The organism is Caballeronia sp. GAWG1-1, from assembly GCF_023631465.1.
Lineage (GTDB): Bacteria > Pseudomonadota > Gammaproteobacteria > Burkholderiales > Burkholderiaceae > Caballeronia.
This window is the reverse complement of sequence record NZ_JALQDB010000037.1, coordinates 278,779-305,092: the sequence shown is the minus strand read 5'-3', so window position 1 is coordinate 305,092 and position 26,314 is coordinate 278,779. Positions and strand designations below refer to the sequence as shown.

22 protein-coding genes are annotated in these 26,314 nt (G+C 62.4%); 10 read left to right on the top strand and 12 right to left on the bottom strand.

The window, feature by feature from the left end:
- Positions 1 to 2: 2 nt before the first annotated feature.
- On the bottom strand, positions 3 to 1,607 hold the full coding sequence (locus NCT03_RS26490; RefSeq protein WP_244830896.1) for an ABC transporter substrate-binding protein: 1,605 nt from the start codon (positions 1,605 to 1,607) through the stop codon (positions 3 to 5).
- A 472-nt stretch (positions 1,608 to 2,079) separates the two neighbouring features.
- On the opposite strand from NCT03_RS26490, the gene NCT03_RS26485 reads away from it, so the two are divergent.
- From NCT03_RS26485 to NCT03_RS26465, 5 genes are all read left to right on the top strand, one after another.
- Positions 2,080 to 4,341, top strand: a complete 2,262-nt coding sequence (locus NCT03_RS26485) for a multicopper oxidase family protein (protein ID WP_250494505.1) — start codon at positions 2,080 to 2,082, stop codon at positions 4,339 to 4,341.
- Between the two features lie 36 nt (positions 4,342 to 4,377).
- Positions 4,378 to 5,580, top strand: a complete 1,203-nt coding sequence (gene prpF / locus NCT03_RS26480; RefSeq protein WP_502800423.1) for a 2-methylaconitate cis-trans isomerase PrpF — start codon at positions 4,378 to 4,380, stop codon at positions 5,578 to 5,580.
- A gap of 62 nt (positions 5,581 to 5,642) precedes the next feature.
- Positions 5,643 to 6,833 carry an AAA family ATPase gene (locus NCT03_RS26475; protein ID WP_250494503.1) on the top strand — a complete coding sequence of 397 codons (1,191 nt, stop codon included), beginning with the start codon at positions 5,643 to 5,645 and terminating at the stop codon, positions 6,831 to 6,833.
- A complete protein-coding gene (locus NCT03_RS26470) occupies positions 6,830 to 8,503 on the top strand; it encodes a cobaltochelatase CobT-related protein (RefSeq protein WP_250494502.1) in 1,674 nt (557 codons plus the stop codon). Before NCT03_RS26475 ends, NCT03_RS26470 begins: the two co-directional genes overlap by 4 nt.
- Before the next feature lie 507 nt (positions 8,504 to 9,010).
- Entirely contained in the window at positions 9,011 to 9,397 is a 387-nt protein-coding gene (locus NCT03_RS26465; RefSeq protein WP_250494501.1) for a hypothetical protein, read from the top strand.
- 25 nt (positions 9,398 to 9,422) lie between these two features.
- On the opposite strand, the gene NCT03_RS26460 is transcribed toward NCT03_RS26465, so the two are convergent.
- Entirely contained in the window at positions 9,423 to 10,388 is a 966-nt protein-coding gene (locus NCT03_RS26460; RefSeq protein ID WP_250494500.1) for a GlxA family transcriptional regulator, read from the bottom strand.
- Between the two features lie 109 nt (positions 10,389 to 10,497).
- Here NCT03_RS26460 and NCT03_RS26455 point away from each other — a divergent pair, with 109 nt between their 5' ends.
- Positions 10,498 to 10,791 carry a hypothetical protein gene (locus tag NCT03_RS26455; protein WP_250469237.1) on the top strand — a complete coding sequence of 98 codons (294 nt, stop codon included), beginning with the start codon at positions 10,498 to 10,500 and terminating at the stop codon, positions 10,789 to 10,791.
- Positions 10,792 to 10,861: 70 nt separating this feature from the next.
- Here the strand turns inward: NCT03_RS26455 and NCT03_RS26450 are convergent, their stop codons facing one another.
- The 9 genes from NCT03_RS26450 to NCT03_RS26410 all read right to left on the bottom strand — a co-directional run bounded on the left by NCT03_RS26450 (position 10,862) and on the right by NCT03_RS26410 (position 20,134).
- Entirely contained in the window at positions 10,862 to 11,884 is a 1,023-nt protein-coding gene (locus tag NCT03_RS26450) for an ABC transporter substrate-binding protein (protein ID WP_244830904.1), read from the bottom strand.
- A 26-nt stretch (positions 11,885 to 11,910) separates the two neighbouring features.
- On the bottom strand, positions 11,911 to 12,819 hold the full coding sequence (locus NCT03_RS26445) for an SMP-30/gluconolactonase/LRE family protein (protein WP_250494499.1): 909 nt from the start codon (positions 12,817 to 12,819) through the stop codon (positions 11,911 to 11,913).
- Between the two features lie 26 nt (positions 12,820 to 12,845).
- Positions 12,846 to 13,817 carry an ABC transporter permease gene (locus NCT03_RS26440; protein WP_250469234.1) on the bottom strand — a complete coding sequence of 324 codons (972 nt, stop codon included), beginning with the start codon at positions 13,815 to 13,817 and terminating at the stop codon, positions 12,846 to 12,848.
- Positions 13,814 to 14,776: an ABC transporter permease gene (locus tag NCT03_RS26435; RefSeq protein ID WP_250469233.1), complete on the bottom strand. Its 963-nt coding sequence runs from the start codon at positions 14,774 to 14,776 to the stop codon at positions 13,814 to 13,816. The genes NCT03_RS26440 and NCT03_RS26435 overlap by 4 nt, the downstream gene beginning before the upstream one ends.
- A complete protein-coding gene (locus NCT03_RS26430; protein WP_250494498.1) occupies positions 14,773 to 16,269 on the bottom strand; it encodes a sugar ABC transporter ATP-binding protein in 1,497 nt (498 codons plus the stop codon). Before NCT03_RS26430 ends, NCT03_RS26435 begins: the two co-directional genes overlap by 4 nt.
- A 61-nt stretch (positions 16,270 to 16,330) precedes the next feature.
- A complete protein-coding gene (locus NCT03_RS26425) occupies positions 16,331 to 17,359 on the bottom strand; it encodes an ABC transporter substrate-binding protein (protein ID WP_244830909.1) in 1,029 nt (342 codons plus the stop codon).
- Positions 17,360 to 17,776: 417 nt separating this feature from the next.
- Positions 17,777 to 18,544 carry an amino acid ABC transporter permease gene (locus NCT03_RS26420; RefSeq protein ID WP_250469230.1) on the bottom strand — a complete coding sequence of 256 codons (768 nt, stop codon included), beginning with the start codon at positions 18,542 to 18,544 and terminating at the stop codon, positions 17,777 to 17,779.
- Positions 18,531 to 19,304, bottom strand: a complete 774-nt coding sequence (locus NCT03_RS26415; RefSeq protein ID WP_502800422.1) for an ABC transporter permease subunit — start codon at positions 19,302 to 19,304, stop codon at positions 18,531 to 18,533. Before NCT03_RS26415 ends, NCT03_RS26420 begins: the two co-directional genes overlap by 14 nt.
- Positions 19,274 to 20,134, bottom strand: coding sequence for a transporter substrate-binding domain-containing protein (locus NCT03_RS26410; RefSeq protein WP_250494497.1), 861 nt, complete (start codon positions 20,132 to 20,134; stop codon positions 19,274 to 19,276). Before NCT03_RS26410 ends, NCT03_RS26415 begins: the two co-directional genes overlap by 31 nt.
- Positions 20,135 to 20,368: 234 nt before the next feature.
- Here NCT03_RS26410 and NCT03_RS26405 point away from each other — a divergent pair, with 234 nt between their 5' ends.
- The 4 genes from NCT03_RS26405 to NCT03_RS26390 are packed head-to-tail and all read left to right on the top strand — an operon-like array spanning position 20,369 to position 24,647.
- Positions 20,369 to 21,214 (top strand): amino acid ABC transporter ATP-binding protein, encoded by an 846-nt coding sequence (locus NCT03_RS26405; protein ID WP_284503464.1) that lies wholly within the window; start codon positions 20,369 to 20,371, stop codon positions 21,212 to 21,214.
- Positions 21,208 to 21,819 (top strand): cysteine dioxygenase family protein, encoded by a 612-nt coding sequence (locus tag NCT03_RS26400; protein WP_404989404.1) that lies wholly within the window; start codon positions 21,208 to 21,210, stop codon positions 21,817 to 21,819. Before NCT03_RS26405 ends, NCT03_RS26400 begins: the two co-directional genes overlap by 7 nt.
- The gene (gene metC, locus NCT03_RS26395) at positions 21,819 to 23,009 is read left to right on the top strand and encodes a cystathionine beta-lyase (RefSeq protein ID WP_250494496.1); all 1,191 of its coding nucleotides are present in this window, start codon (positions 21,819 to 21,821) and stop codon (positions 23,007 to 23,009) included. The genes NCT03_RS26400 and metC overlap by 1 nt, the downstream gene beginning before the upstream one ends.
- A gap of 6 nt (positions 23,010 to 23,015) precedes the next feature.
- Positions 23,016 to 24,647, top strand: coding sequence for a rhodanese-like domain-containing protein (locus NCT03_RS26390; protein WP_250494495.1), 1,632 nt, complete (start codon positions 23,016 to 23,018; stop codon positions 24,645 to 24,647).
- Positions 24,648 to 24,685: 38 nt separating this feature from the next.
- Here the strand turns inward: NCT03_RS26390 and NCT03_RS26385 are convergent, their stop codons facing one another.
- Positions 24,686 to 26,131, bottom strand: a complete 1,446-nt coding sequence (locus tag NCT03_RS26385; protein ID WP_250494494.1) for an NAD(P)-binding domain-containing protein — start codon at positions 26,129 to 26,131, stop codon at positions 24,686 to 24,688.
- Between the last annotated feature and the right edge of the window lie 183 nt (positions 26,132 to 26,314).

Below are 26,314 nucleotides of genomic sequence, written 5' to 3'. Positions count from 1 at the left end.
CTTCACGCGCTCAGCCAGACATCGGCGAGATTGCCTTCCAGACCTTGCGCCGACACCGTGTGGTTATGCACGCGCTTGTTGGCGACCGTGATCATGCGCGGCGCGATGAGGTTCAGAACAGGCAAGTCGCGATTCACGATCTGCTGGAACTGCTGATAAAGCGCGACCCGTTTGCCTTCATCCGTTTCCACGGATGCCGATTCGAGCAGCGTATCGACTTCCGCATTGCTGTAGTGCGGCGCATTGGAAAACGGCACGCCCGGACGAATATTCTTCGACCAATAAAGACGCTGCACGCCCACGCTCGGATCGAACAGCGTATTCACGCCTATGCTGGTGAAGTCGAACTGGCGGTCCGCATACACGCGCTTCAGGAACGAAGGCAAGTCCTGCGAGCGCACTGTCACGTCGATCCCCACGCGCGAGAGCGCCGACTTCACATAGTCCGCCTGACGCCGATGCATATCGCCATAAGGCAGGAAGTCATGCGTGAGACTGAAACGCGGCCCGCCGTTCTTGCGCGGATAACCCGCCGCATCGAGCAGCTTCTCGGCGCTCGCCGTATCGAACGCATAGGGCGTGATCTTGGCGTCGTGATAGGGCGATGCAGGCGTGATCGGTGTCGGCGAAATATCGGCGTAACCGTATGCAATCGTGCGCTGCACTATCTGCGGATTGATGGCGTGCGCAATGGCCTGACGCACGCGCAGATCCTTCAGGATCGGATGATCGAGATTGAAGTCGATCTCCGATTGCGGCTGAAGAAAACGATACCCGCGCGTTTCCGTGGCAAGCTGCGGCAGTTGCCCAAGACGCGGCAAGTCCGTGAGCGGCACCGGATTCTCGCCGCCGAGATCGAGCGCGCCGGTTTCGAACGCAGCGGAACGCGCCGCCGCATCGGGAATGACCTTGAACACGAGCGAATCGATATACGGCTTGCCCGCATCCCAGTAGTCCGGGTTGCGCTCATAGACGATATTCGCGCCGCGTGTCCACGACTTGAAGCGGAACGGTCCCGTGCCGACGGGTGCGTTGTTGTGCGGATTCGAGAGCGGGTCGCCCGTGGCGTAGAGATGCTTCGGGACCATCGGCGATTCGCCCGCCGACAACGCCTTCAACAGATACGGCGCGGGCTTCGACAATTCGATCACGGCGGTGCGCGCATCGGGCGTCGAGACCTTCACCACGTTGGCGAACGTGCTACGCCCGCGAGGATGGATCGACTTGAGCAAATCGATGGAAAACGCGACATCGGCCGAGCTGAACGGCTGGCCGTCGTGCCACTTGACGTTCTCGCGCAGCGTGAACGTGTACTTGAGACCGTCCGGGCTCACGTTCCATGCGGTCGCCAACTGCGCTTTCGGCTTCAGATCGAAGTCGTAGGCGAGCAAGCCTTCCAGCACTTTCGAGCTGGCGACGAGCGCGGGCCCCGTCGTCTGAAAGATGGATACGAGCACGGGCGGCTCGGGATTGATCAGCATGTTGAGCGTGCCGCCGCGCTTCGGACTTCCGGCGTCGCCCTGAGCGAACGCCAGTGAGGACAGGCTTGCGGACGCGAGCGCCGCGCCCGATGAAATGAGAAATCCCCGTCGATCGATGCCTGCCATGTATTGCCGTTCCTTTGTTTCGTCTGTCGTCGATGATCTTGGCGGCGTTGCTGGGCTGCTGCCGCAGCGCACACGTTAAAACGCCGTCGCGCGGACGCGAACGAATCGATTTGCATATGCAAAAGCACGAACGGGTGGAAAGCTTATAACGGGATTGGGAGTGCAAGGACGACTTCGCCTAATCGTCAGACATGAATCCATGGCATTGATGCGATGAATTTCGTCGCATCTGAAGATTGTTTCGGGTTCCGATCTAATTCCATGCAAGCGATGACGCCGAGGCATCGCCCTTCGGTTTCCTTTCATATTCCCCTCTCAGGGATTTCAACGCCAACCGGCTTTTACCGTCTCGCTCGGGTCATCGTGTGGTGAAGCGAACAGATCGAAAAAGATTAGGGATACGACATTCTTCCAATCACCTAATGTCCTCTTGCAGCGAGCCAACCGTGTTCGTCCATGCAAGGAGCGGATCATGAAATCCCTCGTTCGTCGTTTCAAAAGCGCTCTGCCGATCGTGCTTCTTGCTTGTGCATTCGCGCCCGCTATGAGCTTCGCGCAGAGCACGTCGAGCACGCTGACCACACGTTCGTTCGACGATCTCAGCGACGACTCCGACACCACGGCGGACAACACAGCGGTCGCAACGCCGGGCGGGCTTGCTTCGATACTTGCGCGGCTTCAGTGCTTGCAAGGGCTGAATCCATCGGGTAATTCGGCCTCGGTCACGCTGTCGGTGCAAAAGGGCAGCTACCGCATCTACAACCCCTCCACCAACGCCTTCGATACCGTGTCGATGCGTTCGTACAATGGCTGCCCATCCGGGCCGACCATCAGCATCAAGCCGGGCGCCACGCTCAGGCTGAAGCTCAACAACAGGTTGCAGGTGAACGATCCCGTGGACGACTGCCCGGACAATCCGGATCACTCCACGCCGCATTGCTTCAATCACACGAACATCCATACGCACGGTCTGCATGTCTCGCCTTCCGGCAAGTCGGACAACGTGCTGCTGACGGTGCTGCCTCAGCAGTCGCAGCAATACGTCTACAACATTCCGTCGACGCATCCCTCCGGCACGTTCTGGTATCACGCGCATCTGCACGGCTCGACTGCCATCGATGTCGCGAGCGGCATGGCCGGCGTGCTGATCGTGCGCGGTTCACGTCAGGCGCGCCGTGGCGTCGTCGATGGCAGCGCCGATATCGACACCATCCTGCATCGCCGCTTCCTGCTGTTACCCTTGCCGATGCGCGAACACGTCATGCTGTTTCAGCAGATCGAATACGGCTGCTTCAGCGACGCGCAATCCACCGTGCCATTGGCCGACCCGACCACTTTCGAATGGATCTGCCCATCTGGAAAGATCGGCGAAATTCGCGGCTATACGAACCAGCTTTCCTTCGTTCAGGACCCGCGGCCCGGTCACACGGGGCAGTTCAATTCGACGTGGCAAATATCCGGCCGTTATACGCAGATCAACGGCGTGGTTCAGCCAGTCTTTCCGAGCGCAACGACCTTCGTACCCGCAGGCGAAGTGCGCCGTCTTCGCATGGTGCATGGCGGCAATCGCGACACCATCAATGTGAAGATCGTGCGTGCAAATCTCTCGGCCGTTGGCGTGGCGGATTCGCAGTCCTTGAGCGCGGCGCAGGTCAACACGGCGACGAGCGCGGCAGCCTCGGCGCTCGCGAAGGACAACACCAAGACGTCGCAGACCCTGACGCTCGATCAACTCTGCAGCGGTGAAACCGTCAAGCAACTCGAGTTCGCCGAAGACGGCATCACCATGAACGCGATGGTCGAAAAGGACGTCAATTCGATGAACCCCGGCTACCGCAGCGACGTGCTCGTGGCCTTTCCATCGCCGGGTGTGTATTGCATACTCGACGAAGCCGCCTCGGCTTCCGCGACCATCAACTTCAGAACCAATTCATCGAAGGCGAAGGACCGGCGTCTGTTGTCGCTCGCGCGTGTCGGTCCCGGCGTCAACATTCCGAACACCACGGTCGGCAATCACTCGCGCTACTGGCAATACATTCGCAATCAACTGGTCGCGGCCAATCCCACGCTCGCGGAACCCGCGAAGACGGATCTCGCATCGCTTACGTTGCGAGCGTTCGCGCCCAGTGTGCCGGTCGATGGCAAGGTGGTCAACGTCGTGCCTGCTGTGTTCGACATCAAGCCGCCCGCATTCACCATCAACGGCAAGAGCTACGATCCGAGCGTCACTGCTTACACCGGCGTGCTCGGCAACATCGATCAATGGAACGTCTCTGCCACGGCCTTCGCCACACACGTGTTTCACATTCACACGAATCCGTTCAGGATCATCGACATCAAGAACGCAGCCGGCAACTCCATTTTCAATGGCTCGGGGGGTTGCACCGACGAAGAGCTTCAAACCGGCGACACTGAGTACTGCAACCTGCAAGGCGTGGAGCGCGATACGCTTTTCATCAAGGCCGGGTATCAGCTTTCCATGCGCACGATCTATCAGGACTTCACGGGCGAATTCGTCATGCATTGCCATATCCTCGATCACGAAGATCGCGGCATGATGGAGAACGTCAGTATCGTCTCGCCGATGACAGCCTATCTGCAACGCGTGACCGCGCCGTTCGCTACTGCATCGGCAAACGCGGGCAAGTGGCTCGCGCGTCTGCGCGGCGAGGATGAAACGCAAGTCGCGCTGGCAGCCTCGCTGTGTTCGGCGAAAGACTATGCCAGGCGTTGAGATGCTTTTGTAAGTTATCCGGGTCGGGACGTTTTGATGTTTAATGAAGACATCGAATGCGTGCACACCCGGAGAATCATCTTGGCTCAGTCGAAGTTTCAGGCCGTCTACATGCGCGGCGGCACCAGCAAGGGCGTATTCTTCCGCGACGACTGGCTACCCGCCGACGCTGCCGTGCGCGACGCCGTCCTGCTACGCGTGATCGGCAGCCCCGACTCTTATGGCCAGCATATCGACGGCCTGGGCGGCGCGACCTCCAGCACGAGCAAGGTCGTGATCATCGGTCCTTCCTCGCGTGAAGATTGCGACGTGGACTATCGCTTCGGTCAGGTCGCCATCGACCGGCCGGTGGTCGACTGGTCCGGCAATTGCGGCAACCTGACTGCGGCGGTCGGTCCGTTCGCCATCGCGCAGGGTCTAGTCGATGCCCCGCGTAACGGCACGGCCACCGTGCGCATCTGGCAGGCGAATATCGGCGCGAAGATCATCGCGCATGTGCCGATAAAAGACGGCGAAGTGGTCGAAGAAGGCGACTTCGAACTCGACGGCGTGACCTTCCCCGCAGCCGAGATAAAGATCGAATTCCTCGATCCGGCCGGCGATGCAAACGAGAGCATGTTTCCGACCGGCAACGCTATCGACGTGCTCGACGTGCCCGGCGTCGGCCCGGTCGAAATGACCATGATCAACGCGGGAAACCCGGCCATTTTCGTGGATGCGGCATCGCTCGGCTTGAAAGGCAGCGAACTGCAGCGCGACGTGAACAGCGACAGCGTTTTGCTGCAACGAGCCGAAGCCATTCGCGCTCACGCCGCGGTGCGCATGGGTCTCGCGGCGTCAGCCGACGAAGCCACGCAATCGCGCCCGCATACCCCGAAGCTCGCCTTCGTCGCGAAGCCCGCGAGCTACGTTGCATCGAGCGGCAAGCATGTCGATGCGAGCGCGCTCGACATCAACGCGCGCATCTTTTCCATGGGCAAGCTGCATCACGCGATGACGGGCACGGGCGCCGTGGCTATCGCCGTCGCGGCGGCCATTCCGGGGACGGTCGTCAACCGGCTCGTCGCGAATGCGCACGCACCGGTGCGCTTCGGGCATCCTTCCGGCAGTCTCGAAGTAGGCGCGAAAGCCGAGCAACGCGACGGAAGCTGGACCGTGACGAAAGCCATCATGAGCCGCAGCGCGCGGCGTCTGATGGAAGGTTTCGTCTTCGTGCCGTCGTCGGTCACGACGAAGTAAGCTGGACGTGGCGTGACTTTTGATGCACCCTCGCACAGGTCATCGCCCGTGCCTCGCCTTTCATGAACGCCTCTTTCGAATCTTCCACGCGCGACGCGTCTCACGTCGGCGTCTATGTTCATCCCGCCGATGCAAACGCCGGCCAATGGACCGTCAGTCACGCGGACCGGCCGCATCTGTATCGCATCCTGCATCGTCTGAATGCGGGCGAAGTCCGTGTCGATACAGTGGTCGACCTCGACAATCTCGAAGCCAAGCTGCAAAAGTGGCGGCGTGAAGGCTTCGTGAAGCATCGGGAAGATCAGGCGTCGTCGCCTAATCGTCATGCGTTCATGCAAGACTTGAAGCACGCGGCCGTTGCTAGCGTGGGCGTCGTGAGCATGGTGGACAGCACGGTGATCGACTCCGTGCCCATGCCGACGGGTGCGGGCGGACCCTTCGTTCCCGCACGGAACCCGGCCTATCTCTTCGCGGCACGCTCACGCGACATCCTCTTGGACATCGTCGAGAACCGGCGCCTCTTGCTGATCGGGCATACGGGAACGGGCAAGACGAGCCTCATCGAACAAGTCGCCGCGCATACGAATCAGGGCGTGCTGCGCTCGAACATGAACGGCCAGACGACAGTCGGCGACTTCGTCGGCTTCTGGACCGTCAAGGGCGGCGAGACCATCTGGATCGACGGCGTGTTGCCCACCGCCATGCGCGAAGGTCTCTGGCTGATCGTCGACGAAGTGGACTTCGCCGAACCCGCGATACTCGCCGTCCTCACCGCCGTGCTGGAACCCGGCGGACGTCTCCTGCTCAAGGAGAAGGGCAACGAGATCGTGACGCCGCATCCCTCGTTTAGATTGTTTGCGACAGCCAATGCAGTCGGCGCGATGAGTCAATATCGGCACTTGTATCAGGGCGCCAACGTGATGAACGAGGCGTTCCTCGACCGCTGGCGCGTGTATCAATTCGACTACCTTTCTCCCGCCGATGAAGCCGAGGTGCTCGTGCGTACCTTCGGCGAAGGCGTGAGCGCATCCATGGCGACGACGCTTGCCTCCATCGCGGCGGACTGTCGCGCTGCCTTCGCGCGCGAAGATCTGTCGAGCGCGTTCTCCACGCGCAGGCTGCTCGACTGGACCGCGCTCATGCTGAGAAGCGGCGACCCGGAAGCCGCCGCGGGTCCGACGATCTACGCCAAGGTCAGCGCCGAGGACGCCGCGTTTATCCGCGATATCGTGCAGCATTACATCGCGAGATGAACGCATCGACGCCGATGGATGACGACAATCTCGCGAAGCTCGCGCGCACGCTGGCTCGTCGTGACGATCTGGAAATCGGCTTCTCACCGGACGGGCCCGTCGTGCGCGGCAAGCTGCTTTTGCTGCCGGATACGCTCGACCCGACGACGCAAATCGACACGCTTAAGGGCTATCTCGACTTGCTCGTCGCGCGGCATTGTCATTGCGATTCAGACGCACTCGACAAGACGGCAGCAGGTGCACGCGGTATCGCTCGCGCACTCGACGACAGACGCGCGTGCGCCCTTCTGCTCGATGCTTACCCCGGTGCCGAAGCGTTATTGCGTTCGTACCGCGAGCATCGGCAGGAACTCGTGCTTGGCGGCTGGCAGAAGCTCAGTTGGCGCGAGCAATTTGCTTGGCGCGTCGAACGCGCGCTCTGGAACGAGCAAGCGACGGCCGTGGAGGACACGCCATCGTTGGGCACGGCGCTTCATGTGATGGAAGATATCCTGCGCGAAGGGCGCGCGAGCGTATCGACGGAACAAAGCGTGCGTCTTGCAATGCGCGCGCTCGAACGCATTGCAGCGCTATCGGCGGGCGACATCAACAACATGATGTTCACCGTGGACCACGAGTCGGCATCCGAGCCCGAATACGACGCAAGCAGCGAAGAGTCGACGCCCGCGCATTCCAGCGCGGCGCCACTCGACGATTCCTCGCCCGATTCTCAAGGCGATGCCATCGCGCCCGAAAGCAATGCATCGCCGATCGAACGACCGACACGCTCCGTTCCCCTCACCACGGAATTCGATCGCGTGACCGATCTCACCGGCATGGGCGACCCCACCGCATGGCGCAAGCTGCGCACGCTGGCGCGCGCACAAACAGGGCCGTTGAAGGCACGTCTTGAACGTGCATTGAAGGCCGACGAACAAACGCACTGGCAGCGCGAACAGGAACGCGGCGAACTCGACCGGCCGTCGCTCGTGCGTCTTGCAACATCGCCTGGCTATCGCACGCCGTTTCGTGCGGCACGCGCGCGTCCCGGCCGCGATGCCGCCGTCACGCTGCTGATCGATCGAAGCGGCTCCATGGCTGGACGCAAGATCGAACTTGCACGGCTATGCGCGACCGCGCTGTGCGACGCGCTCGAACATCTCGGCTTCGCGTGCGAAGTGCTGGGCTATAGCTCGATAGAAGACGCGGACATGCGCGCTTATTACGAGCGCTGGCTCTCTAGTGGACACACGCCGCCCGAAGGCTTCAATCGCTTTGTCGAAAGACTCGATTTGCAAGTCTTTAAGCGCTTCGATTCGGCCAATCTCAGCGGGCTTGCGCGCATAGCATGCGGCCACGAAAATCCCGATGGCGAAGCGCTGACCTGGGCCGCCGAACGATTGCTCGCGAGACGTGCGCGCCGTCGCATACTGATGGTTTTGTCGGACGGTTATCCGGCGACGGGAGAAGGTCATCCCGCGCTTTTGCGTAGCGATCTGCGCGAGCGTGTGCGCGAAGTGCTCGCGCGTAAGGTGGAACTCATCGGTATCGGAATACTCGATGACGCGGTCGAAGAGTTCTATCCCGTATGTAGCGTCGTGGAAGAGCTTCAGCAGTTGCCCGCGGCGGCGTTCGAAGTGCTGGGGCAGACACTGCTCGGGCATCGGGAATGGATGCTGGAACACATCTAAACGCGCTTCATCGCCATATAGCGGCCGGGCGTCGTGCCGAAGGTGCGGCGAAACACATCGATGAATGCGCTGATTGACGTGAACGATGTGGTGTTCTGGCGTTGCGACGGGTTCGGCGAAGTCGCCGTAGAACGGTTGCTGTCCTGCTGCATTGACGATTGCGGCTTTTATAGTGCCTCCATGACGATGCATCCAGTCTAGCCATGCGAGCGCGGCCAATCTCCGGTATAAAAGCCAATCGATACGGCAAACCGGCCATGACTACACCGCTCATTCGCCCCGACCTCGTCACTTTGCAAGACGGGCCTTTTCTCGCTGCCGCCGAACACACGCAAGCCGCGCCGCGCGAAATGTCCCTGCACAGTCACGCGCGCGGAAAGTTGATGGGCGCGTTGAGCGGCCTCATGTCGATAGGTCTCGAATCTAGGGCGCAACGCGGCGGTGCTCGACGCGCTGCGCGAAGCCGGCGCCGATGTCACGATCGCCCTTGATGAAAACGAGGATGCGATGTCGCGTGCTTTCGAAGCGCAGTTCGCGGAAGGCGTCGATATCGTGCTCGACTATCTCTGGGGTCCTGGTGCGCGTGCCTTGTTGATCGCCGCCGCGAAAGCGTTGGACGATGGCCGTGTCTTGCGCTTCGTGCAGATCGGCTCGATTGGCGGCGCCGAGATCGGCTTGCCGGGCGCCGTGTTGCGCTCCACTGCAATCACGTTGATGGGCAGCGGGATCGGCAGCGTTGCACTGCCGCGCTTGCTCGAATGCTTGAAGGCGGTACTGAACGCGGCTGCATCGGGAGCATTACGTGTCGATGCAAAAGCGGTGCCGCTCTCGCAGTTGAGCGAGCACTGGGACGGCAACGACAACAAACAGCGCACGGTGTTCGTCATGCGTTGAAGTTTAAAGTCCCGGCGCACCGCTCTCAGCGCAAGTCCGCGCGAAGGTCTCGCACACCGCGTCCCAGGCGTTGACGCAAGAGCGTGCGCAGGGTTGCGCCATCGACATAACCGACTTCGGCCGCGATAGCTTCGAGGTCGAGACCGCTGCCATGCAAAAGCGCCTGCGCGCGTTCCACCCGCAGATCCTGAAAGTACGCGAGCGGAGACTTGCCGAGCACGTCCTGACACCGGCGTTGCAGCGAACGCGTGCTCGTCGCGAGCGCGCTGGCGGCCTCCTGAAGCGAGAAGCCTGACTTGAGGTGCTCTCGCGACCATCGCTCGAAACGCAGAATGAGCGGATCGGCTTGCGCCAGATGATTGGGGATCATGTAAGGCGCTTGGGAGGAGCGAAGGTCCGCAAGCAGATAACGCGACACCAGATTCGAGAGTTCCGGGCTTGCCTTGCGGATCAGCCACAACGCCAGATCGAGATGTCCTAGTGCCGCGCCGGCCGTCACGCCCACATCGGTCGGCACGAGCATGCGCGATTCGTCGAGCAGCACATACGGATAGCGCTGCCGGAAAAACGGACCGAGCCACCAGGTCGTCGTCGCTTCGCGATGATCGAGCAGCCCGGTTTCCGCCAGCAGGAACGTGCCGATGCACGACGCTGCGATAAGCGCGCCCTCGTCGTGCCATTGCAGCAGTTGCGCTCTGGCCTTTCTCACATCCGGCCGTTCGAGCGCGGGAACGAGCAACTCGGGTGTGCCGGTGCTCAATGCCGGCACGATCACCCAGTCGGGCTTCAGGTCGGCTGCAACCGGCCGAACCGGAATGCCGAATCCCTGCGCCGAGCGGACCTTCTTGCGCACGCCGACCAGCGAAACATCGAACCGAGGCGCACCGCCCGTGGCCTGAGCGGAGAACTTGTTGGCGAGCGTGAACGCATCGAGCAGGACCGTGAGCCCGGTATCGAACAGGCCTTCCAAAGCGACGATTGAAATTCGCATGGCGTAAATGCCCTCAAAGTTGGCATTTGCGACGATACCGGTTTTTGCGCCCTAAGACTACAGTGAGCTCCGTTGTACATCGCAACGCAGTCAAGGAAGGAGTTCACCCATGAAGGTATTCGCAGTTGGATCGATCACCAATCCGCCCACACCGGAGCAGCAGCAACGGATCATGCCGAAGGAGGTTCCACATACCCTGCAGCTTTATCTCGATGGCAAGATCGAGCAATTCTGGTTCCGTCAGGACCGTCCGGGCGTGATGTTTCTGATGGACGTCGAATCGGTCGACGCGGCCCGAGCGGAAGTCGGCGCGCTGCCGCTGACCGAAGGCGGTTTCATGACTTTCGACCTGATTCCGGTGGGTCCGCTCGCGCCGCTTGGGCGGTTGATTCAGAAGGGCTGATCAGGCGCGTCATGAAAGTCGAAGGGCGGCCATTCATCGGCCGCCCTTCGACACGCTACTTCGCAAACATCTACTTCTTTCCGTCGATCACCGCGACAACCTCATCCCGCGTGTATTCCTTGTTAGCCAGCGCGCCCGTTGGCGTCTTGGCCAACACCGCGTCCAGTTCTTCAGGCTTCACTTCGAGCACCGGCATGCGGATATCGTGCGGAATCTTCTTCCCGGCCAGCACCTGCTGCGTGACCCAGAACGCAAACGACGAAGCCCCCGGCGGAATGGTCACCGACATGGTCTCGTAGCCGGTCTTCTTCTGCTCCGCCCACCACGCCAGTTCTTCCTGCCGGTTGCCGAGGATGATGATAGGCGTCGGCCGGCCCGCTGCCTTGATGGCCTGCGCCGTACCGAAGCCGTCGCCGCCTTGCGTGACCACGCCATCGATCTGCGGCAGGGTCGGCAAGATACCCGCAACCTGCTTCTGCGCCACGGTTTGCGTCCAGTCGCCATGCACCGAACCGACGATCTTCAGGCCCGGATACTTCTTGAGCTGATCGACGATACCCTGATGAATCTCGTCATCCACGGAAACGCCCGCGAGCCCGCGAATTTCCAGCAAGTTGCCCTTGCCGTTCAGACGCTTCGCCAGATAATCCACCTGCATGCGCCCCATGCCCTGAAAATCCACGGCGATGCGATACGCGCACGGTTCGGTCGCGATGCCGTCGAACGACACGACCGTCACGCCCGCGCCGCACGCCTGCTTGATGACGCCATTGAGCGCGGAGGGCGAGACGGCATCGACGGCAATGGCCTTGAAGCCCTGCAAAATGAGATTCTGAATCTGCTGGACCTGTTCGGTCGCCTGACTCTCGGCGGTCGTAAAGGTGGGTGCGGCCGCGACGACCTTTTGCTTTACAGCCGGGTCCGCCACGTTCGCCCAGCTCTTCAACATCTGCTGACGCCAGCTATTGCCCGCGTAGTTGTTCGAAAGCGCGATCTTGAGCGATGAAGTATCGCCCGTCGCGACTTGCGCCGATGCGCTTGCCGACAACGCCACGAAGCAGGCGCCGGCAAGAAACGACAATACTGTTTTCACGTTGCTGTCTCCTTGTAGATGTGTCTTTATCGTCCGACGCCGCGCACGCTCACGGCCACGGAATAGAGTGAAGAAGTCGCCGCGATGAACAAGCGATCGCGATTCAACCCGCCGAAGGTCAAGTTCGCCACCACTTCGGGAATGAGTATCTTGCCGAGCAACGTGCCGTCCGGCGCATAACAGTGCACGCCGTCTTCCGCGCTCGTCCAGACATTGCCATGTTCGTCCAGACGCAAGCCATCCGGCACGCCGCTTGGCATGTCCACGAACACGCGGCTATTGCGCAGCGCGCCGTCCTTCGCGACGTCGAACACGCGGATATGACGCGGTGCGGTGTCGTCGTGCGATGCCGCCGAATCGGCGATATACAGCAATGACTCGTCCGGCGAGAACGCAAGACCGTTCGGCTTGACGAAGTCATCGCAAACCAGGCGCACGTGCGTGTCGTCGGGGGAGACGCAATACACGTTGCATCGGCCGATCTCGCTTGGCGCACGATGCCCTTCGTAATCGCTCATGATCCCGTAATCGGGGTCCGTGAACCAGATCGCGCCGTGTGAATCGACCACCACGTCGTTCGGCGAATTGAGCCGCTTGCCTTCGTATTCCGATGCAATCACGACGATGCTGCCATCGTGCTCCGTGCGTGTCACTCGGCGCGCGCCATGCTCGCAACTCACGAGCTGCCCTTCGCGGTCGCGCGTATTGCCGTTGCTGTAATTCGACGGCGCGCGAAACACGCCCACGCCCATGCCCGGCGCCCAGCGCAACATGCGGTTGTTGGGAATGTCGCTCCAGATGAGCATGTCCGCCGCCGGAAAATACACCGGACCCTCGGCCCACAGACAATCGCCCGTGATCTTCTGCAGTGGCGCATTGCCCTGCATCAGCCACTTGAAACGCGCGTCGTGAATCTCGAACTCTCCTGACTTCATGTGTCTCCTCCTTTTTTGAATCCGTTTCAGCGCACCACCTTGCCGCCCGCGGCCACCGTCACCGCGATGATGAGCACGCCATACACGATGGAGCGCACGCCCGCATCCGCACCTACCGCGTTGAGCACGGCATTCGTGAGAAAGAGGAACATGGACGCGCCCCACACGCCCGTGATGGTCGGCTTGCCGCCTGTCACGAGCGTGCCGCCGATCACGACCACCGCAATCGATATGAGCATGTACTCCACGCCCATGTCGAGCGATGCGCCGCCCGATACCGAAGCGAGCAGCAAGGCCGTGAGCGCGGCGATCATCGAAGAAAGCACGTACGCGATGCAGCGCGTGCGATGCACGTTCACGCCCGCAAGCCATGCCGCGCGCGAGTTCTGACCGATAGCGGAAAGCTGGCGCCCATACACCGCGCGATGCAAGAGCACGCCCAGCACGAGGGATAGAACCAGCGCCACGAGCGCGATATACGGCACGTTGAGGAAGCGTCCCGTCGCAAAGGCTCCGAGCGCGGGAGGCGGCGGCGGCAGTTGCCGTCCTTGCGTGATGGCGACCGACTGAATGATGAAGCTCGACGACAGCGTGGCGATGATCGGCGGAATGCGCAGCAAGCGAATCAATGCGTAATTCACGAGGCCGATCACGATCCCCACGCCCAGCACCGCCGCAATGCCGAGTGCAATGCCGCCGTTCGTGCCGCCCATCACGTGCATGCCGACGACGCCCGCAAGCGCTATCGTCGATGGCACCGACAAGTCGATATTGCCCACGCCCGACGTGATGACGAGCATCTGCCCGAGCCCGACGAGCACCATGAAGACGCCATAAGTGAGCGCGGTCTGCGCGACATTGCTCGCAATGCCGAAGCCGAAGATCACGACGATGGCGAACCACACCAGCACCGCGCCGACGAACGACCAGGCCCAGGGCGCCTGAATGCTCTTGAGGCGCGTCCAGGTGCTTCCATTCTTGTCCGCGAGTGTGTTCATCGGCGCTCTCCACGTTGCAGCAGCACGCGCAACGAAAGCACGACGATGAGAATCGCGCCTTGCATGCCGACCTGCCAGTCCGACGAAATGTTGAGGAACGCGAGGAACGATGCCGCGAGCGTCAGCGTGATCGCACCCAGCACCGCGCCGATCACCGACACGCGTCCACCGACGAATTCGCCGCCGCCGAGGATCACGGCCGCGATGGAAAGCAGCGTGTAACGCAGTGCAAGGTTGGCATCGGCGGAAGTGGTGAGACCGAGCAGCGACAGACCCGACAGGACGCCGAACACGCCCGCTATGCCATACAGCGTCGCCTTGCTGCGCACGAGCGACCAGCCGAAGCGGCGCATTGCGCGCGGATTGCCGCCCGCACCGCGAATGCGCACGCCCGCCGACGAGCGCATGAGCAGCAAGTGACCGATGATCGCGATCAGCACCGACCACACGATAGGCGCGGCGATGAAGGGCGTCTGATAATTCATTGCGTTGCCGAGCCACGTGGGACTCGTGCCGCCAGGCGACGGCAAGAGCACGATTGCAAGGCCGCTCCACACGAACGAAAGCCCGAGCGTGACGACGATAGACGGTATCTGGCGCAACTCGATGAGCGCGCCGACAGCCGCATATGCGAGCACGCAACCGACGAGCGTCAACGCGCCGAGCCACGGCGTCTTCACGAGCAGCGTCGCGCCGATGCACGCGACGAGACTCACGAATGGTCCGATGGAAAGGTCGAGGTCGTTCACGGTGATGATCGCAAGCTGCGCAAGCGTGGCGAGCACGATCGGCACGGCGAGATTCAGCAGCAGGCTGGAACCGAAGTAACTCATCACCGTGGGCTGCATGACGAGAATCGGCACCAACACGGCGACGAGCGAGATGGCGGGAAGCAAGGCGCGCAAACGTGCTTGCGTATTCGATGCGTTGGCGCGGGTGTTACTACTGGCGGGCGTCATGCTGCTTGCTCCTCGAAACTCGCCGCGAGCAGCGCTTCTTCCGTGCATTCGTCCGCATGCAGCACACGCGTGACGTGACTCGAACGGAACACGTAAGTGCGGTCGCAGTGCGACAGTTCCTCGTTTTCGGTCGTGTACCAGATGAACGTGCGGCCTTTCGCGGCTTCCGCATGCACGAGCTGATAGATGTCGCGCTTCGTGCCGACATCGACGCCGCGTGTGGGATCGTCCATCAGGATGAGTTCCGCATTCGATGCAAGCGCGCGGGCAAACAGCACCTTCTGCTGATTGCCGCCCGAGAGCGACAAAATGCCCGCGTTCATCGACGCACCGCGTATGCCGATCTTCGCGCGCCATGCTTCGACCACTTCACGGGCCGCCGCGAGATCGACCAGACCGCGCGCGCGTTTCATGCCGCCCGCAAGCCAGCGCAAGTCCAAATTCTGCGCAATCGACCACACCGGGAACACGCCGTCGCGAGCGCGATCGCCCGCCACGAAAGCGACTCTCGCATTATTCGTCGCGGCTTCGTAGATGGCGAGCAACGCTTCGGTCTGCCCTTGTCCTGCAAGTCCCGCAAAGCCGACGACTTCGCCACGCGCGGCATCGACGGATGTCTCGCGTTTGGCACCCAGCGTCCAGCGAAAATGCCGCTCGTCATTGCGCGCGTTCTGTTCGCGCACCGTGCCCGGCGTCTTGTCGGCTTCGAGATGCTGCCCCATCGCCTGGATGATCGATTCGCGCTTCGCATCGTCACGGCCCAGCACGCTCACGATACCGCCATCGCGCATGACCATCACGCGGTCCGCCACGCGCTCTATTTCGCCCAACATATGCGTAATGAGCAGACACGTAATGCCGCTTTGCGCCGCCTTGCGCACGAACGCAAGCAACTGGTCGGCGGTGTGAGCATCGAGCGAAGACGTCGGTTCGTCGAGAATCACGAGGCGCACGGGCGCATCCGTCACCGTGAAGCCGCGCGCGATTTCCACCATCTGTTGCTGAGTGAGGGTGAGATCGGAAACGAGCTCATTGCCCTTCAATCCATTGCCGGGAAAAATCTCTTCGAGCTTCTCGCGCATCAACGCCGTGGCGCGACGCCGCCAGCCGCGTCCATGCAATTGCGGGTGCACGACGCACATGTTCTCGGCAACCGTCAGGTTCGCGCATAGCGACAGTTCCTGGAACACGCAGCGCACGCCTGCATCGCGTGCGGAGTTGGCGTCGTAGCCTTCGGCATGCTTGCCGTCCACTTCGATGGTGCCCTGCGTCGGTTCGTACACGCCCGCGAGCACGGCCATCAGTGTGGACTTGCCTGCGCCGTTATGCCCGGCGATACCCACGCACTCGCCTTGCAGGAAGGTGAAATCGACATCGGCCAGCGCGCGCACGCGGCCGAACGTCTTGCCGATGCCTTCGAAGCGAATCAGCGCGGCGCGCTTGCCGGCATGACCGGTGCCGCCGCTGTTACCGGTATCAAAAGTTGCACTCATCCACGTGCTCCATGTGTGGAGAAAGCGGCGCGGCCCTTGCAGGCATGCGCCGCCATGGAGATCACTTCTTGTCGAGCAGCGCGACGGTTTGCGGCAACGTGTAGGTGACATCGCTGATGCCGCCCGGTGGCGTCGCCGCGAGCTTCGCGGGCAATTCCTGTTGCGAGATTTCAAGCAGCGGCACGTTGATGGTCACTTCCTTCGGGATCTTCTTGCCTGCCAGCACTTGCTGCGCGACCCAGAAAGCAAAGCTCACCGCGCCCGGCGGATTCGACAACGAACGCGACTGATAGCCGGTTTTCGTCTGCTCATTCCACCAGTTGAGTTCGGGATACGTGCTGCCGATAATCATCGGCGGCGTCGGGCGATTGGCTGCCTTGAACGCCTGCGCGATACCGAAGGACATTTCGCCTTCGGTCGCGACGCCATCCACTTGCGGCAGCGTCGGCAAGATACCCGCCACGGCCTTTTGCGCCACCGATTGCGTCCAGTCGCCATACACGGAGCCGACGAGCTTCATGCCCGGATGCTTCTTCATGCCTTCGAGCACGCCTTCATGCATGAGGTTGTCGACCGAGATGCCGGCCACGCCACGCACTTCGAGGATATTGCCCTTGCCGTTGAGACGCTGCGCCAGAAAATCGACGCCCTGTTCCGCCCAGCCCTTGAAGTCGAAGTTGACGCGATACGCGCAGGGTTCATCGACGATGCCGTCGAACGACACCACGACCACGCCGGCCGCGCATGCCTTCTTGATGGTGCCGTTGAGCGCGGTGGGCGAGACGGCATCGATCACGATGGCGTTATAGCCTTGCAGGATGAGGTTCTGCACCTGTTGCGCCTGCTCCGTGACCTGATTCTCCGCCGTGGTGAAGGCGGGCGCGGCGGCGACCTTCTTGTCCTTGACCGCCTGCTCCGACACGGCGTTCCAGCTCTTCAGCATCGACTGCCGCCAGGCGTTGCCGCCGAAGCTGTTGGACAACGCGATCTTCTTCTGCGAGGTATCGCCGGTTGCGACTTGCGCGTGCGCACCGGTTGCGATGAGGCATGAGGCCAGCGCGAGCGCGGCCGTCTTTCCATTGCGGAACATCCTTGTGTCTCCTTTCATGTCGCCTGCTATCGTTGATTGAATTAGCGTTTTGTCAGGCCGAATGCGTATGGACGATCAGGGCGCGTTCGGCCCTCCCCCTGTGTCGAGAGATAAAAAATGGCACGACTGTTCGAGAAAATTGCGGGCGTTGCGCGGGGCGAGGCCGAGGCTTTGAGACGACATCATGATCACACGCCTTTCGTAAGCGCACGGGCGCGAATGCCGGTGCGATGCTTGCCAGGAGTTGCCATTACCTTTGTCTGTCGCGGTCAGGCCAATTGCAGTGGTCAGGCCACTATACCGCCGAGGCAGTATAACGACTGCCTTTGGCTCGCGCAATTCGATTAACGGAACGGGTAAGGAGATGTCTCCGCGAGCGCGGAGCGCGGACAACGCCGCGCCTGACGGAAGATAAGCCTAGCGCGAACGCAAGCGCCGCTCGACCGCGCGGGTCGCGAGCGTCACCGGATAGCAATAAACGAAGAACAACGCGAGCGCGCTCATGTACATGAGCACGGTGAAGCTCGAATGCGCGACCGTCGTGCTGGCGATCTGCGCGGTATCGAGCACGTCGTGAATGCCGACGAGCGATGACAGCGCCGTGCCCATCGTGATGATCGCGTAGACGTTCATCCACGGCGGCAGCATGCGGCGCATGCATTGCGGCAGCACGATCAGCAAGAGAATCTGCCGGCGCGACATGGCGAGCGAACCGGCGGCATCCCATTGCGTGGAGGGAATCGACTGCACCGCGCCGCGAAATACCTCGGCAATATTCGCGCTCGCCGGCAGCGCGAGCGCCGCAACCACCTTGAGCCAGTCGGGAAACGGCACGATATGTCCGCCGAGATCGAACTCGAACGGAAACACATAGGTCGTGAAAAAAATCAGCACGAGCCACGGCGCATTGCGAAACGCCTGCACCCAAAGCCGCGCCGCCCGCCCGACGATACCGCGAGCCAGCGAGAGCGAACCGACGAACACACCCAGCACCGTGCCGAATGTCAACGCGCCGATGCTCACCGCGACATTGATTGCGAAGCCGTGCAGCAACGCGGGGAGCCATCGAACGAAATCGGCAAGCAGTTGCGCGCCGGGAATATCGCGCGGCGCCATGAGCCATAGCACGAGCGCGGCCACGGCGATGGTCGCGCCCGCATAGGCGCCGGGTCTATCGCTGACCATAACCGGGCACCGCAAGCCGCCGCTCTATCCAGCGGCCCGACACATTGACGAGCGCCGTGAGCGCGTAGAAGAACGCGAGTATCAGCAGCATCAACCCGAGTACGTTGTCGCGCTGCGTCCAGATCATGATCGATTGATACGTGATGTCTCCGACCGCGATAGCCGATGCAATCGCCGATGCCTTGACCAGTTCCACCGCATTGTTGACGAGCGCGGGCAGCGCCGCGCGTAACGCCAGCGGCAACTCCACGCGCAAGAAGCGCGTCTTGCGTGAGAAGCCGAGCGAGTCCGCGCCTTCGAGCGTTTCGCGCGGCAAGGCATCGAAACCGGCGCGCAGCGCTTCGGCATGAAACGCGCCCTTGTTGATCGAAAGCACGATCACGACCCACAGAAATGGTTTGAGCGGATTGTCCGCGCCATGCGCCTGCAGATGCTGCGTGATGAGCGTATTGAGCACGAGAAACGCGCAGTACAGTTGCACGATGGTCGGCGTATTGCGCGTGAGTTCGATCACGCCGCGCGCAATGCCTTCGAGCAACGCGCTGCTCGAACGCAACGCCATGAGCAAGACCACGCCGACGATTGCGCTGCCGAGCAGCGTCGCCGCAACGATGCCGATCGATAAGCCGATGCCGCTCACGAACGACGCGCGATCGTAGCTATCGAGCAGAAAGCGGTAGTCGAGTCCCGCGTGCTGCGCGCGTGCAATCAACTCGTGCGCGAACGATGTCATTTCGACGACACCTGCGTCGTGTGCCATTGCGCGAGCGCGGACGATGGCGGTGTGAGACCGTTCTTCGCTTCAACATCGATCAGCCAGCCTGTGCGATGCCAGTCGCGCACGAAGCTATCGATACGTGCGGCCGTGTCCTTTTCGCCCTGCCGCACCCAGATCACCGAAGGCGCGGGCGCGAGTTCGGGCTGCAAGGTTCGATACGCGCGCCACTCGGGATCGCGCTGTTGCAGCGGATAGAGCAGCGGCGCGGCATCGTGAACCGCGGCCACGCAGTTGCCGCCCTTCAGTGCGAGCAAGGACTCGGCCGCGCCGGGAAACGCGCGCGGAATCGCGCCATACTTTTCGACCACGGGTTTGATGTAGCTGCTGCCCTGCGAGATGCAAACCGGTTTGCCGCGCAGATCTTCCCACCGCATGATGCCGCTCGTATTCGCCGTGATCGCCGTGCCGCCCACTTGATAGTAAGGCGTCGCGACATGATCGAGAATCTCGCCGCGCTGCTCGGTGAATTCCATATTGGCGACGAGTATGTCCACCTTGCCCTGCTGCAAGAACTGCACGCGCGTGGAAGGCTGCACTGAAACGAGTTGCGCGTTCACGTTCAGACGCTTCGCAATGTCCTGCGCCAGATCGACATTGAAGCCGCGCAGCTTTTGCGTGGCTGGATCGATGGAACCGAATGGACCGCCTGTGATCATCACGCCCACGACGATCTCATGACGCGAGTCGATGCGATCGAGCGTGGCATCCGCGTGCGCCGTTCCTGCGCTGACGCCTGCGAGAGTCAGCGCGGCGAGGGTCGCGCGCTTGAGCGTGAAAAGAAGAGAAGATTGAAGCGATACGGCAGAAGACATCGGAGCCTCGGCTTGCATGTTCGAATTGCGGGACACGCTAGCGTAGGCACAGCGCCGCGCGCTGCAAACGAATCTGATCTGCTAAGGAAAGCACGCGCCGAGAAAAGCGCCGTTACGCCGCATATAAGGTTGTGAAGATTGCTTCGTTCGGAAAGCATCGCGCCATTCCTACAATGGGCCTCTCACCCAAGAGGTAGCGCCGGAGCGCCGAATGATTCCCCTTCCTAGCCACGCATGATGTCTCTCGTCTACGGGCGCGCCGTCGCCAGACTCGATATGGAACCGCCAGCGGGCCTCGTCACAATGCGCGACGTCCATCTGTCGTATGGGACCACGCCCGTGCTGCGCGGTATCGATCTGAGCGTGAAGCGCAATCAGGCCGTATCGATCATCGGGCCTTCGGGCTCGGGCAAGTCGACGATACTGCGTTGCATCAACGGCCTCATCACGCCCGAGCGTGGCGAAGTGCGCGTAAACGGTGTGGATGTCGCGGCCTTGACGCGCGACGAGCAGAAGATCGAATTGCGCAAGCGCATTGGCTTCGTGTTTCAGCAATACAACCTCTTTCCGCATCTCACCGCGCTCGAGAACCTCACCATCGCGCCCGTCCGCGTACTCGGCACGAGCCGCGCCGAAGCCGAACACACGGCGCGCGCATTGCTTGCCAAGGTGCGTCTCGCCGATAAAGCCCACGCATATCCCGGCGAACTCTCGGGCGGACAGCAGCAACGCGTGGCCATTGCACGCGCGCTTGCCATGCAGCCCGAACTCATTCTCTTCGACGAAGTGACCTCCGCGCTCGATCCGCAAACGGTCGGCGAAGTGCTGAACGTAATCGGCGAACTCGTGGACGAAGGCCTTACGTGTGTGCTCGTCACACACGAGATGCGCTTTGCCGAGGACATCAGCGACCGCGTGGTCTTCACCGAAGGCGGCGTGATCGTCGAGGAAGGCACACCCGCACAACTTTTTCATGCGCCGCGCGACGAACGCACGCAGCGCTTTCTCGACAGCGCGGGCACACGCGTGCGGCGCACGCGTTCGCGCTCATCCCTCACGCTAGCATCGAATCAATCGTGACGACACCCTCCATCGCCCCTCACATCACGCAGCGCGTCGATACGCTCGTCGCTCAAACGCATGCCATTCTCGAACGCGATGGGCTCACGCGTAACGCGCTCGCCAACATCGCGGCCGCATTGCAGACACTTGCAGACCAGCCCGAGCTTTTCACCCGCGAAGCCTTTCCTCCGCCCGATCCGGCCAGTGGCGACACGTCGACGCGCTACCGTCTCAATCCGGGCAGCGATGGCATCGCGCTCTATTTGAACTCGCTGTTGCCCGGCAAGGCGACGATCCCGCATAACCACGACACGTGGGCCGTGATCGTCGCGGTGGAAGGCAGCGAGTTGAACCGCGTGTATCGCCGCACGGACGACCGCAACGACGAGGACCGCGCGAGCGTCGAGGTGGACCGCGAAGTGCTGGTCGAACCGGGCACGCCCATCGCTTTCCTGCCCGACGATATCCACAGCATCCACGTGACCGGCGAGCAGCCTACGCTGCACTTCCATCTCTACGGCAGGCCGCTCGAAACGCTCACGGGACGTCTCGGTTTCGAAAACGGCAAGATCGTTCGATACAACCAGACGCATCTGCACCATCAGACGCAGGCGGTCGGCTGATGACGGACGAGCGTACCGCGCTCGCCACGCGGCTCATGCACGCGGGTCTCGCTGGCTTCGAGAATGGCGCGGCGCCGGTGAACATGCCTGTGGTACGCACGAGCACCGTGCGCTTTGCCAGCAGCGCCGACTACGAGCGGTTGCACAAACAACGCCACGATGGCGAGGATGTCGCGACTTACGGCCGTCATGGCACGGCGACGCATCGAGCGCTCGAAGCGGTGATCGGCGAACTCGAAGGCGCGGCGCACGCGTTGCTTGCGCCGTCGGGTGCATCCGCGATTACGCTGGTGTTCCTGGCGTTGTTGTCGCCGGGCGATCACGTCTTGATTCAGGACAGTGTGTATGGCCCGGTGCGCGAGCGCATCGAGCCTCTGCTTGCGCGGTTCGGCATCGCAGCCACTTACTTTGCCGCGCAAGACGGGCCGCCGCGCCATGCGTTGCGCGCGACGACGCGGCTCGTCTATGTCGAGTCGCCGAGTTCGTTTCTGTATGAGGTCGTCGATCTTCCCGCGTTCGGTGCGTTCGCCCGCGAGCACGGCCTCTTGCTCGCCGCGGACAACACGTATAGCGCCGGCGTTCTGCATCGACCGCTCGAACACGGCGCGCATATCTCCATTCAGGCGACGACGAAGTACATAGGCGGACACTCGGACATCATGCAGGGTGCGGTTGCAACGAACGACCGCGCGCTTGCACTGCGTCTGCGCGATACCCACGATGCTCTCGGCCTGGCTGTCGGCGCGGACGATGCCTATTTGGCGCTGCGTGGCGCGCGCACGCTCGGCGTGCGGCTTGCGCAACATGCGCGGCATGCGCTGGCCATCGCCGAATATTTGCAGACGGAGAGCGCGGTCGCGCGTGTCTATCATCCCGCGTTGCCGGACGATCCGTCACACGCGCTTTGGCGTCGTGATTTTCAAGGCGCGAACGGTCTCGTGTCGTTCGCATTCGCGCGCGGCAAGACGCCCGATGCAACCCGCGCCTTCGTCGATGCCCTGCGTCTCTTTGCGCAAGGCGCGTCGTGGGGCGGCTTCGAAAGCCTTGCGCTCATCGCACCTGCATCGCGGCTTCGCGTGCATGGCTACTTCACTGAAGATGCGCCGGTCGTGCGGCTGCACGCGGGTCTCGAAGACCCCGCCGATCTGATCGACGATCTTCGCCGCGCCTTCCGGCTCACCTGTACCTGACCTCCCATGCCTTTATCATTTGACGCCGTGCGCTTCATCGACGCCGAAACGCTACGCCAGTGGCTCAACGACGGCCGCGAACTCGCGCTGCTCGATGTGCGCGAAGCGGGCCAGTTCGGCGAAGGCCATCCATTCTTCGCCGTACCGTTTCCCTTCAGCCGGCTCGAACTCGATGCGCCGCGCCTCCTGCCGCGTGCCGATGTGCGCATCGCGCTATTCGACGATGGCGCCAACGAAGACGCCGTGGCGCGTCGCGCGGCAGCCCGTCTGCAAGGGCTCGGCTACGGCGATATCGCGATCCTGCAAGGCGGCACGGCCGCATGGCGGCAAGCAGGCTATACGCTCTTTCGCGGCGTGAACGTGCCGTCGAAGACCTTCGGCGAACTCGTCGAACACGAATACGGCACGCCACATGTCAGCGCCGCGCAACTGCAACGCTGGCGCGCCGAACGCGGCGGCTGTCCGATCTCGCTCATCGACTCACGCACGCGCGACGAACATCGCAAGATGGCGATTCCGGGCGCGGTGTGCGTGCCGAACGGCGAACTGGCGGCGCATATCGACGCCTTCGCGGGCTCGCCCGATACGACCATCGTCGTGCATTGCGCGGGGCGCACGCGCAGCATCATCGGCGCGCAGACCTTGCGCAATCTCGGCATCCGTCGCGATGTCTTCGCGCTGGAAAACGGTACGCAAGGATGGGCGCTCGCCGGTCTTGCGCTGGAACACGGCAGCACGCGCAGCTACGCGGACATCATCCCGAGCGCGGCAAGCGCGCACGACGAGGCCAAGGCACGCGAGCGTGCGCAAGCGCTTGCGCGACGCTTCGGCGTGATTGCGCTCGATGAGGCGAACGCGAACCAGTGGCGTCGCGATACCGCACGCACGACCTATCTGCTCGATGTCCGCACGCCGGAGGAATACGCGCGCGATGGTCTGCCCTTCATTGCCCATGCGCCGGGCGGTCAGCTCGTGCAGGCGACGGATCAGAGCGTGGCGGTGCGTCATGCGCGTCTCTTGTTGATCGACTACGACGGCATCCGCGCGCCGGTCATCGCTCACTGGCTCGTGCAATTGGGCTACGAAGCGGCGACCGTCGACGTGGCCATCGTGTCGAAGTGGAATACGCATGCGCCCGCTGCCGCTGCGCTGGATCGAACCGATCTCCTCGAAGAAGCGCCATCCGCGAACGCAATCGTGCTCGACCTGCGGTCGAGCGCGGCGCATGAGAACGGCCGGCCGGTTGGCGCGCGCTGGACCGTTCGCCCGCGCGTCTTCGATACGTTGACCGCCTTGCATGCGCGTCTCGACACGCCGCTGGTTTTGTTTGCCGATGCAGCGTCGGAAGCATCGGCGCGTCTCGTCGCCGCCGATCTGCGCGAAGCAGGTTTCGCCGATATCGAACTCGCCGCGTTTGGGCTCGATGCGTGGGAGCAACGTGGCTTGCCCGTGGATCGCGATGCCGTGAAGTTGCCGCAAGAGACGCGCATCGACTATCTCTTCTTCGTGCATGACCGTCATGATGGCAACCTCGATTCCGCGCGCGCGTATCTCGCATGGGAGACGGGGCTGATTGCGCAATGCGAGCCGGACGAGCTCGCCGCGTTCAAGGTCGGCCGGGCGGCGGAACTCGTCTGACGCCGCTTCTCCTTACATGACGAAGCGGGTCGCGCGCTTCAGCTAGCCGGCTGTGCATCCGTTTTCTCATGGAGCCGATGCGCGTAGCGCGAGGCGTCGAAATCGGCGGGCACGTCGCCATGCATGCGCGCTTCGTGCACATCGAGGTCTTCGAGAAACAGATCTTCGCTGATGCGCCGGATCACGGCCGGTATGTCGCGCTTCATGCTCGGCACGTCGCCGACGGGCACGCCACGGCTCACGAATGCCGCCGGATTGAACACATGAATGTTTTTCAGAAACGGCGCGCTGCCCGGCGTTTTCTCGAGATATTCCAGTGCATCTCCAAGGTACGGATGCGCGCCGAGGGCGTCGTCGCGTTCGTCGGCGGCAGCGTCGTATCGATCGCGCCAGAGCAGAACGTGATCGGCTATCCGCGCAAGCTCGGGCCGTGCATGCAGGTCCACCGCGTAACCCGTGCCGGCGATGACGAAATCGAACGAGAACGTTTCGTCGCCGACTTGTGCCTTCACTTGCTTGCCCGCGGCTTCGGCATGCTGCCAGGGCGCGCCGAGATGCAAATGAAAATTGTCGAAGCGCGCGACGCGATCGATCGCATCGGCGGGCGCGGTCGAACCGGCGCGTCTGAAGCGCAGGGCGAGCTTCCAGCGCGTGGCATCGGGCAGAGCGGGGAAGTTGTCGTAGGCGCCGGGATATGCCTTTGCGCGGCTCACAGGCACCGAAGGCAGCGACGCACGCCGCACGAACAGATGCACGGTGGCCGCGCCGGATTCGAGCGCGGTCGCGGCGGCATCGAAGGCCGAAGCCGCCGAGCCGATCACCGCCACCGACTTGCCGCGCAACGCGTTGAAATCGATCGCGTCGGTGGTGTGAGCGACGTGCGTGGCGGGCAGACCGGCGAGCGGCGGCACGATATTCGGCCGGCCGTTGCCCGCGACGCCATTGCCTAGAATTACCTTGCGCGCGGTTTCTACGCGCGTCTGAGTGCCTTCGTCGGTCCGCACTGAAAGATGCAGCCGGAAATGCGTGCTCAACGGTTCGATCAGCGTCAGGGTCGTGCCGTATCGAATGGGAATGGCGAGAAAGTGCCGGTACCACGCGAGGTATTCGGCCCATTGCTCGCGTCCGATGCGCTCGATATCCGCATACGACGCTTCGCCATGCCGCGCCTCGTGCCACGCCTGAAAGCTCAACCCCGGCAAACCGGCCTCGGGTCCGGCGAGATTTTTCGGCGTGCGCAGGCGATTCATCCGCGCATAGGTTTGCCAGACGCCCGCCCGCGTATCGTCGGGCGCGGCATCGATCACGCTCACCCGGCCGATGCCCGCGCGCCGCAGCCCGAACGCGAATGCCGCGCCCGTCTGGCCGCCGCCGACGATCACGACGTTATGGTCGATGCCCTCGCGGCTCGCGACCCAGTCGTCCGGATCGGGACCGATGAGGCGCAGCGTTTCGCGTGCTTGCTGATCGAAGGCTTGGGTCATGGAACGGGGCATCCTGGAATTGTCGGGATACCGAGTATCGAGCCTCGGATTGGCGGTGCAAACGAAGGAATCGTGCTTTTCTAATGAGCACGCCGCGAACCGCGCCCATATCCTTATGCCAATCCGCTATTTCGCTTGCGCCCCGCGCGGTGATAGCCTCGAACGCCTGGAAAACCGAAGGAA

What these genes read in the sequence shown, in the direction of transcription:
- NCT03_RS26490 (WP_244830896.1), bottom strand. Translation starts at nt 1,607, where the DNA reads ATGGCAGGCATCGATCGACGGGGATTTCTCATTTCATCGGGCGCGGCG.
- NCT03_RS26485 (WP_250494505.1), top strand. Translation starts at nt 2,080, where the DNA reads ATGAAATCCCTCGTTCGTCGTTTCAAAAGCGCTCTGCCGATCGTGCTT.
- prpF (WP_502800423.1), top strand. Translation starts at nt 4,378, where the DNA reads ATGTTTAATGAAGACATCGAATGCGTGCACACCCGGAGAATCATCTTG.
- NCT03_RS26475 (WP_250494503.1), top strand. Translation starts at nt 5,643, where the DNA reads ATGAACGCCTCTTTCGAATCTTCCACGCGCGACGCGTCTCACGTCGGC.
- NCT03_RS26470 (WP_250494502.1), top strand. Translation starts at nt 6,830, where the DNA reads ATGAACGCATCGACGCCGATGGATGACGACAATCTCGCGAAGCTCGCG.
- NCT03_RS26465 (WP_250494501.1), top strand. Translation starts at nt 9,011, where the DNA reads ATGTCGCGTGCTTTCGAAGCGCAGTTCGCGGAAGGCGTCGATATCGTG.
- NCT03_RS26460 (WP_250494500.1), bottom strand. Translation starts at nt 10,388, where the DNA reads ATGCGAATTTCAATCGTCGCTTTGGAAGGCCTGTTCGATACCGGGCTC.
- NCT03_RS26455 (WP_250469237.1), top strand. Translation starts at nt 10,498, where the DNA reads ATGAAGGTATTCGCAGTTGGATCGATCACCAATCCGCCCACACCGGAG.
- NCT03_RS26445 (WP_250494499.1), bottom strand. Translation starts at nt 12,819, where the DNA reads ATGAAGTCAGGAGAGTTCGAGATTCACGACGCGCGTTTCAAGTGGCTG.
- NCT03_RS26440 (WP_250469234.1), bottom strand. Translation starts at nt 13,817, where the DNA reads ATGAACACACTCGCGGACAAGAATGGAAGCACCTGGACGCGCCTCAAG.
- NCT03_RS26435 (WP_250469233.1), bottom strand. Translation starts at nt 14,776, where the DNA reads ATGACGCCCGCCAGTAGTAACACCCGCGCCAACGCATCGAATACGCAA.
- NCT03_RS26430 (WP_250494498.1), bottom strand. Translation starts at nt 16,269, where the DNA reads ATGAGTGCAACTTTTGATACCGGTAACAGCGGCGGCACCGGTCATGCC.
- NCT03_RS26425 (WP_244830909.1), bottom strand. Translation starts at nt 17,359, where the DNA reads ATGTTCCGCAATGGAAAGACGGCCGCGCTCGCGCTGGCCTCATGCCTC.
- NCT03_RS26420 (WP_250469230.1), bottom strand. Translation starts at nt 18,544, where the DNA reads ATGGTCAGCGATAGACCCGGCGCCTATGCGGGCGCGACCATCGCCGTG.
- NCT03_RS26415 (WP_502800422.1), bottom strand. Translation starts at nt 19,304, where the DNA reads ATGGCACACGACGCAGGTGTCGTCGAAATGACATCGTTCGCGCACGAG.
- NCT03_RS26410 (WP_250494497.1), bottom strand. Translation starts at nt 20,134, where the DNA reads ATGTCTTCTGCCGTATCGCTTCAATCTTCTCTTCTTTTCACGCTCAAG.
- NCT03_RS26405 (WP_284503464.1), top strand. Translation starts at nt 20,369, where the DNA reads ATGATGTCTCTCGTCTACGGGCGCGCCGTCGCCAGACTCGATATGGAA.
- metC (WP_250494496.1), top strand. Translation starts at nt 21,819, where the DNA reads ATGACGGACGAGCGTACCGCGCTCGCCACGCGGCTCATGCACGCGGGT.
- NCT03_RS26390 (WP_250494495.1), top strand. Translation starts at nt 23,016, where the DNA reads ATGCCTTTATCATTTGACGCCGTGCGCTTCATCGACGCCGAAACGCTA.
- NCT03_RS26385 (WP_250494494.1), bottom strand. Translation starts at nt 26,131, where the DNA reads ATGACCCAAGCCTTCGATCAGCAAGCACGCGAAACGCTGCGCCTCATC.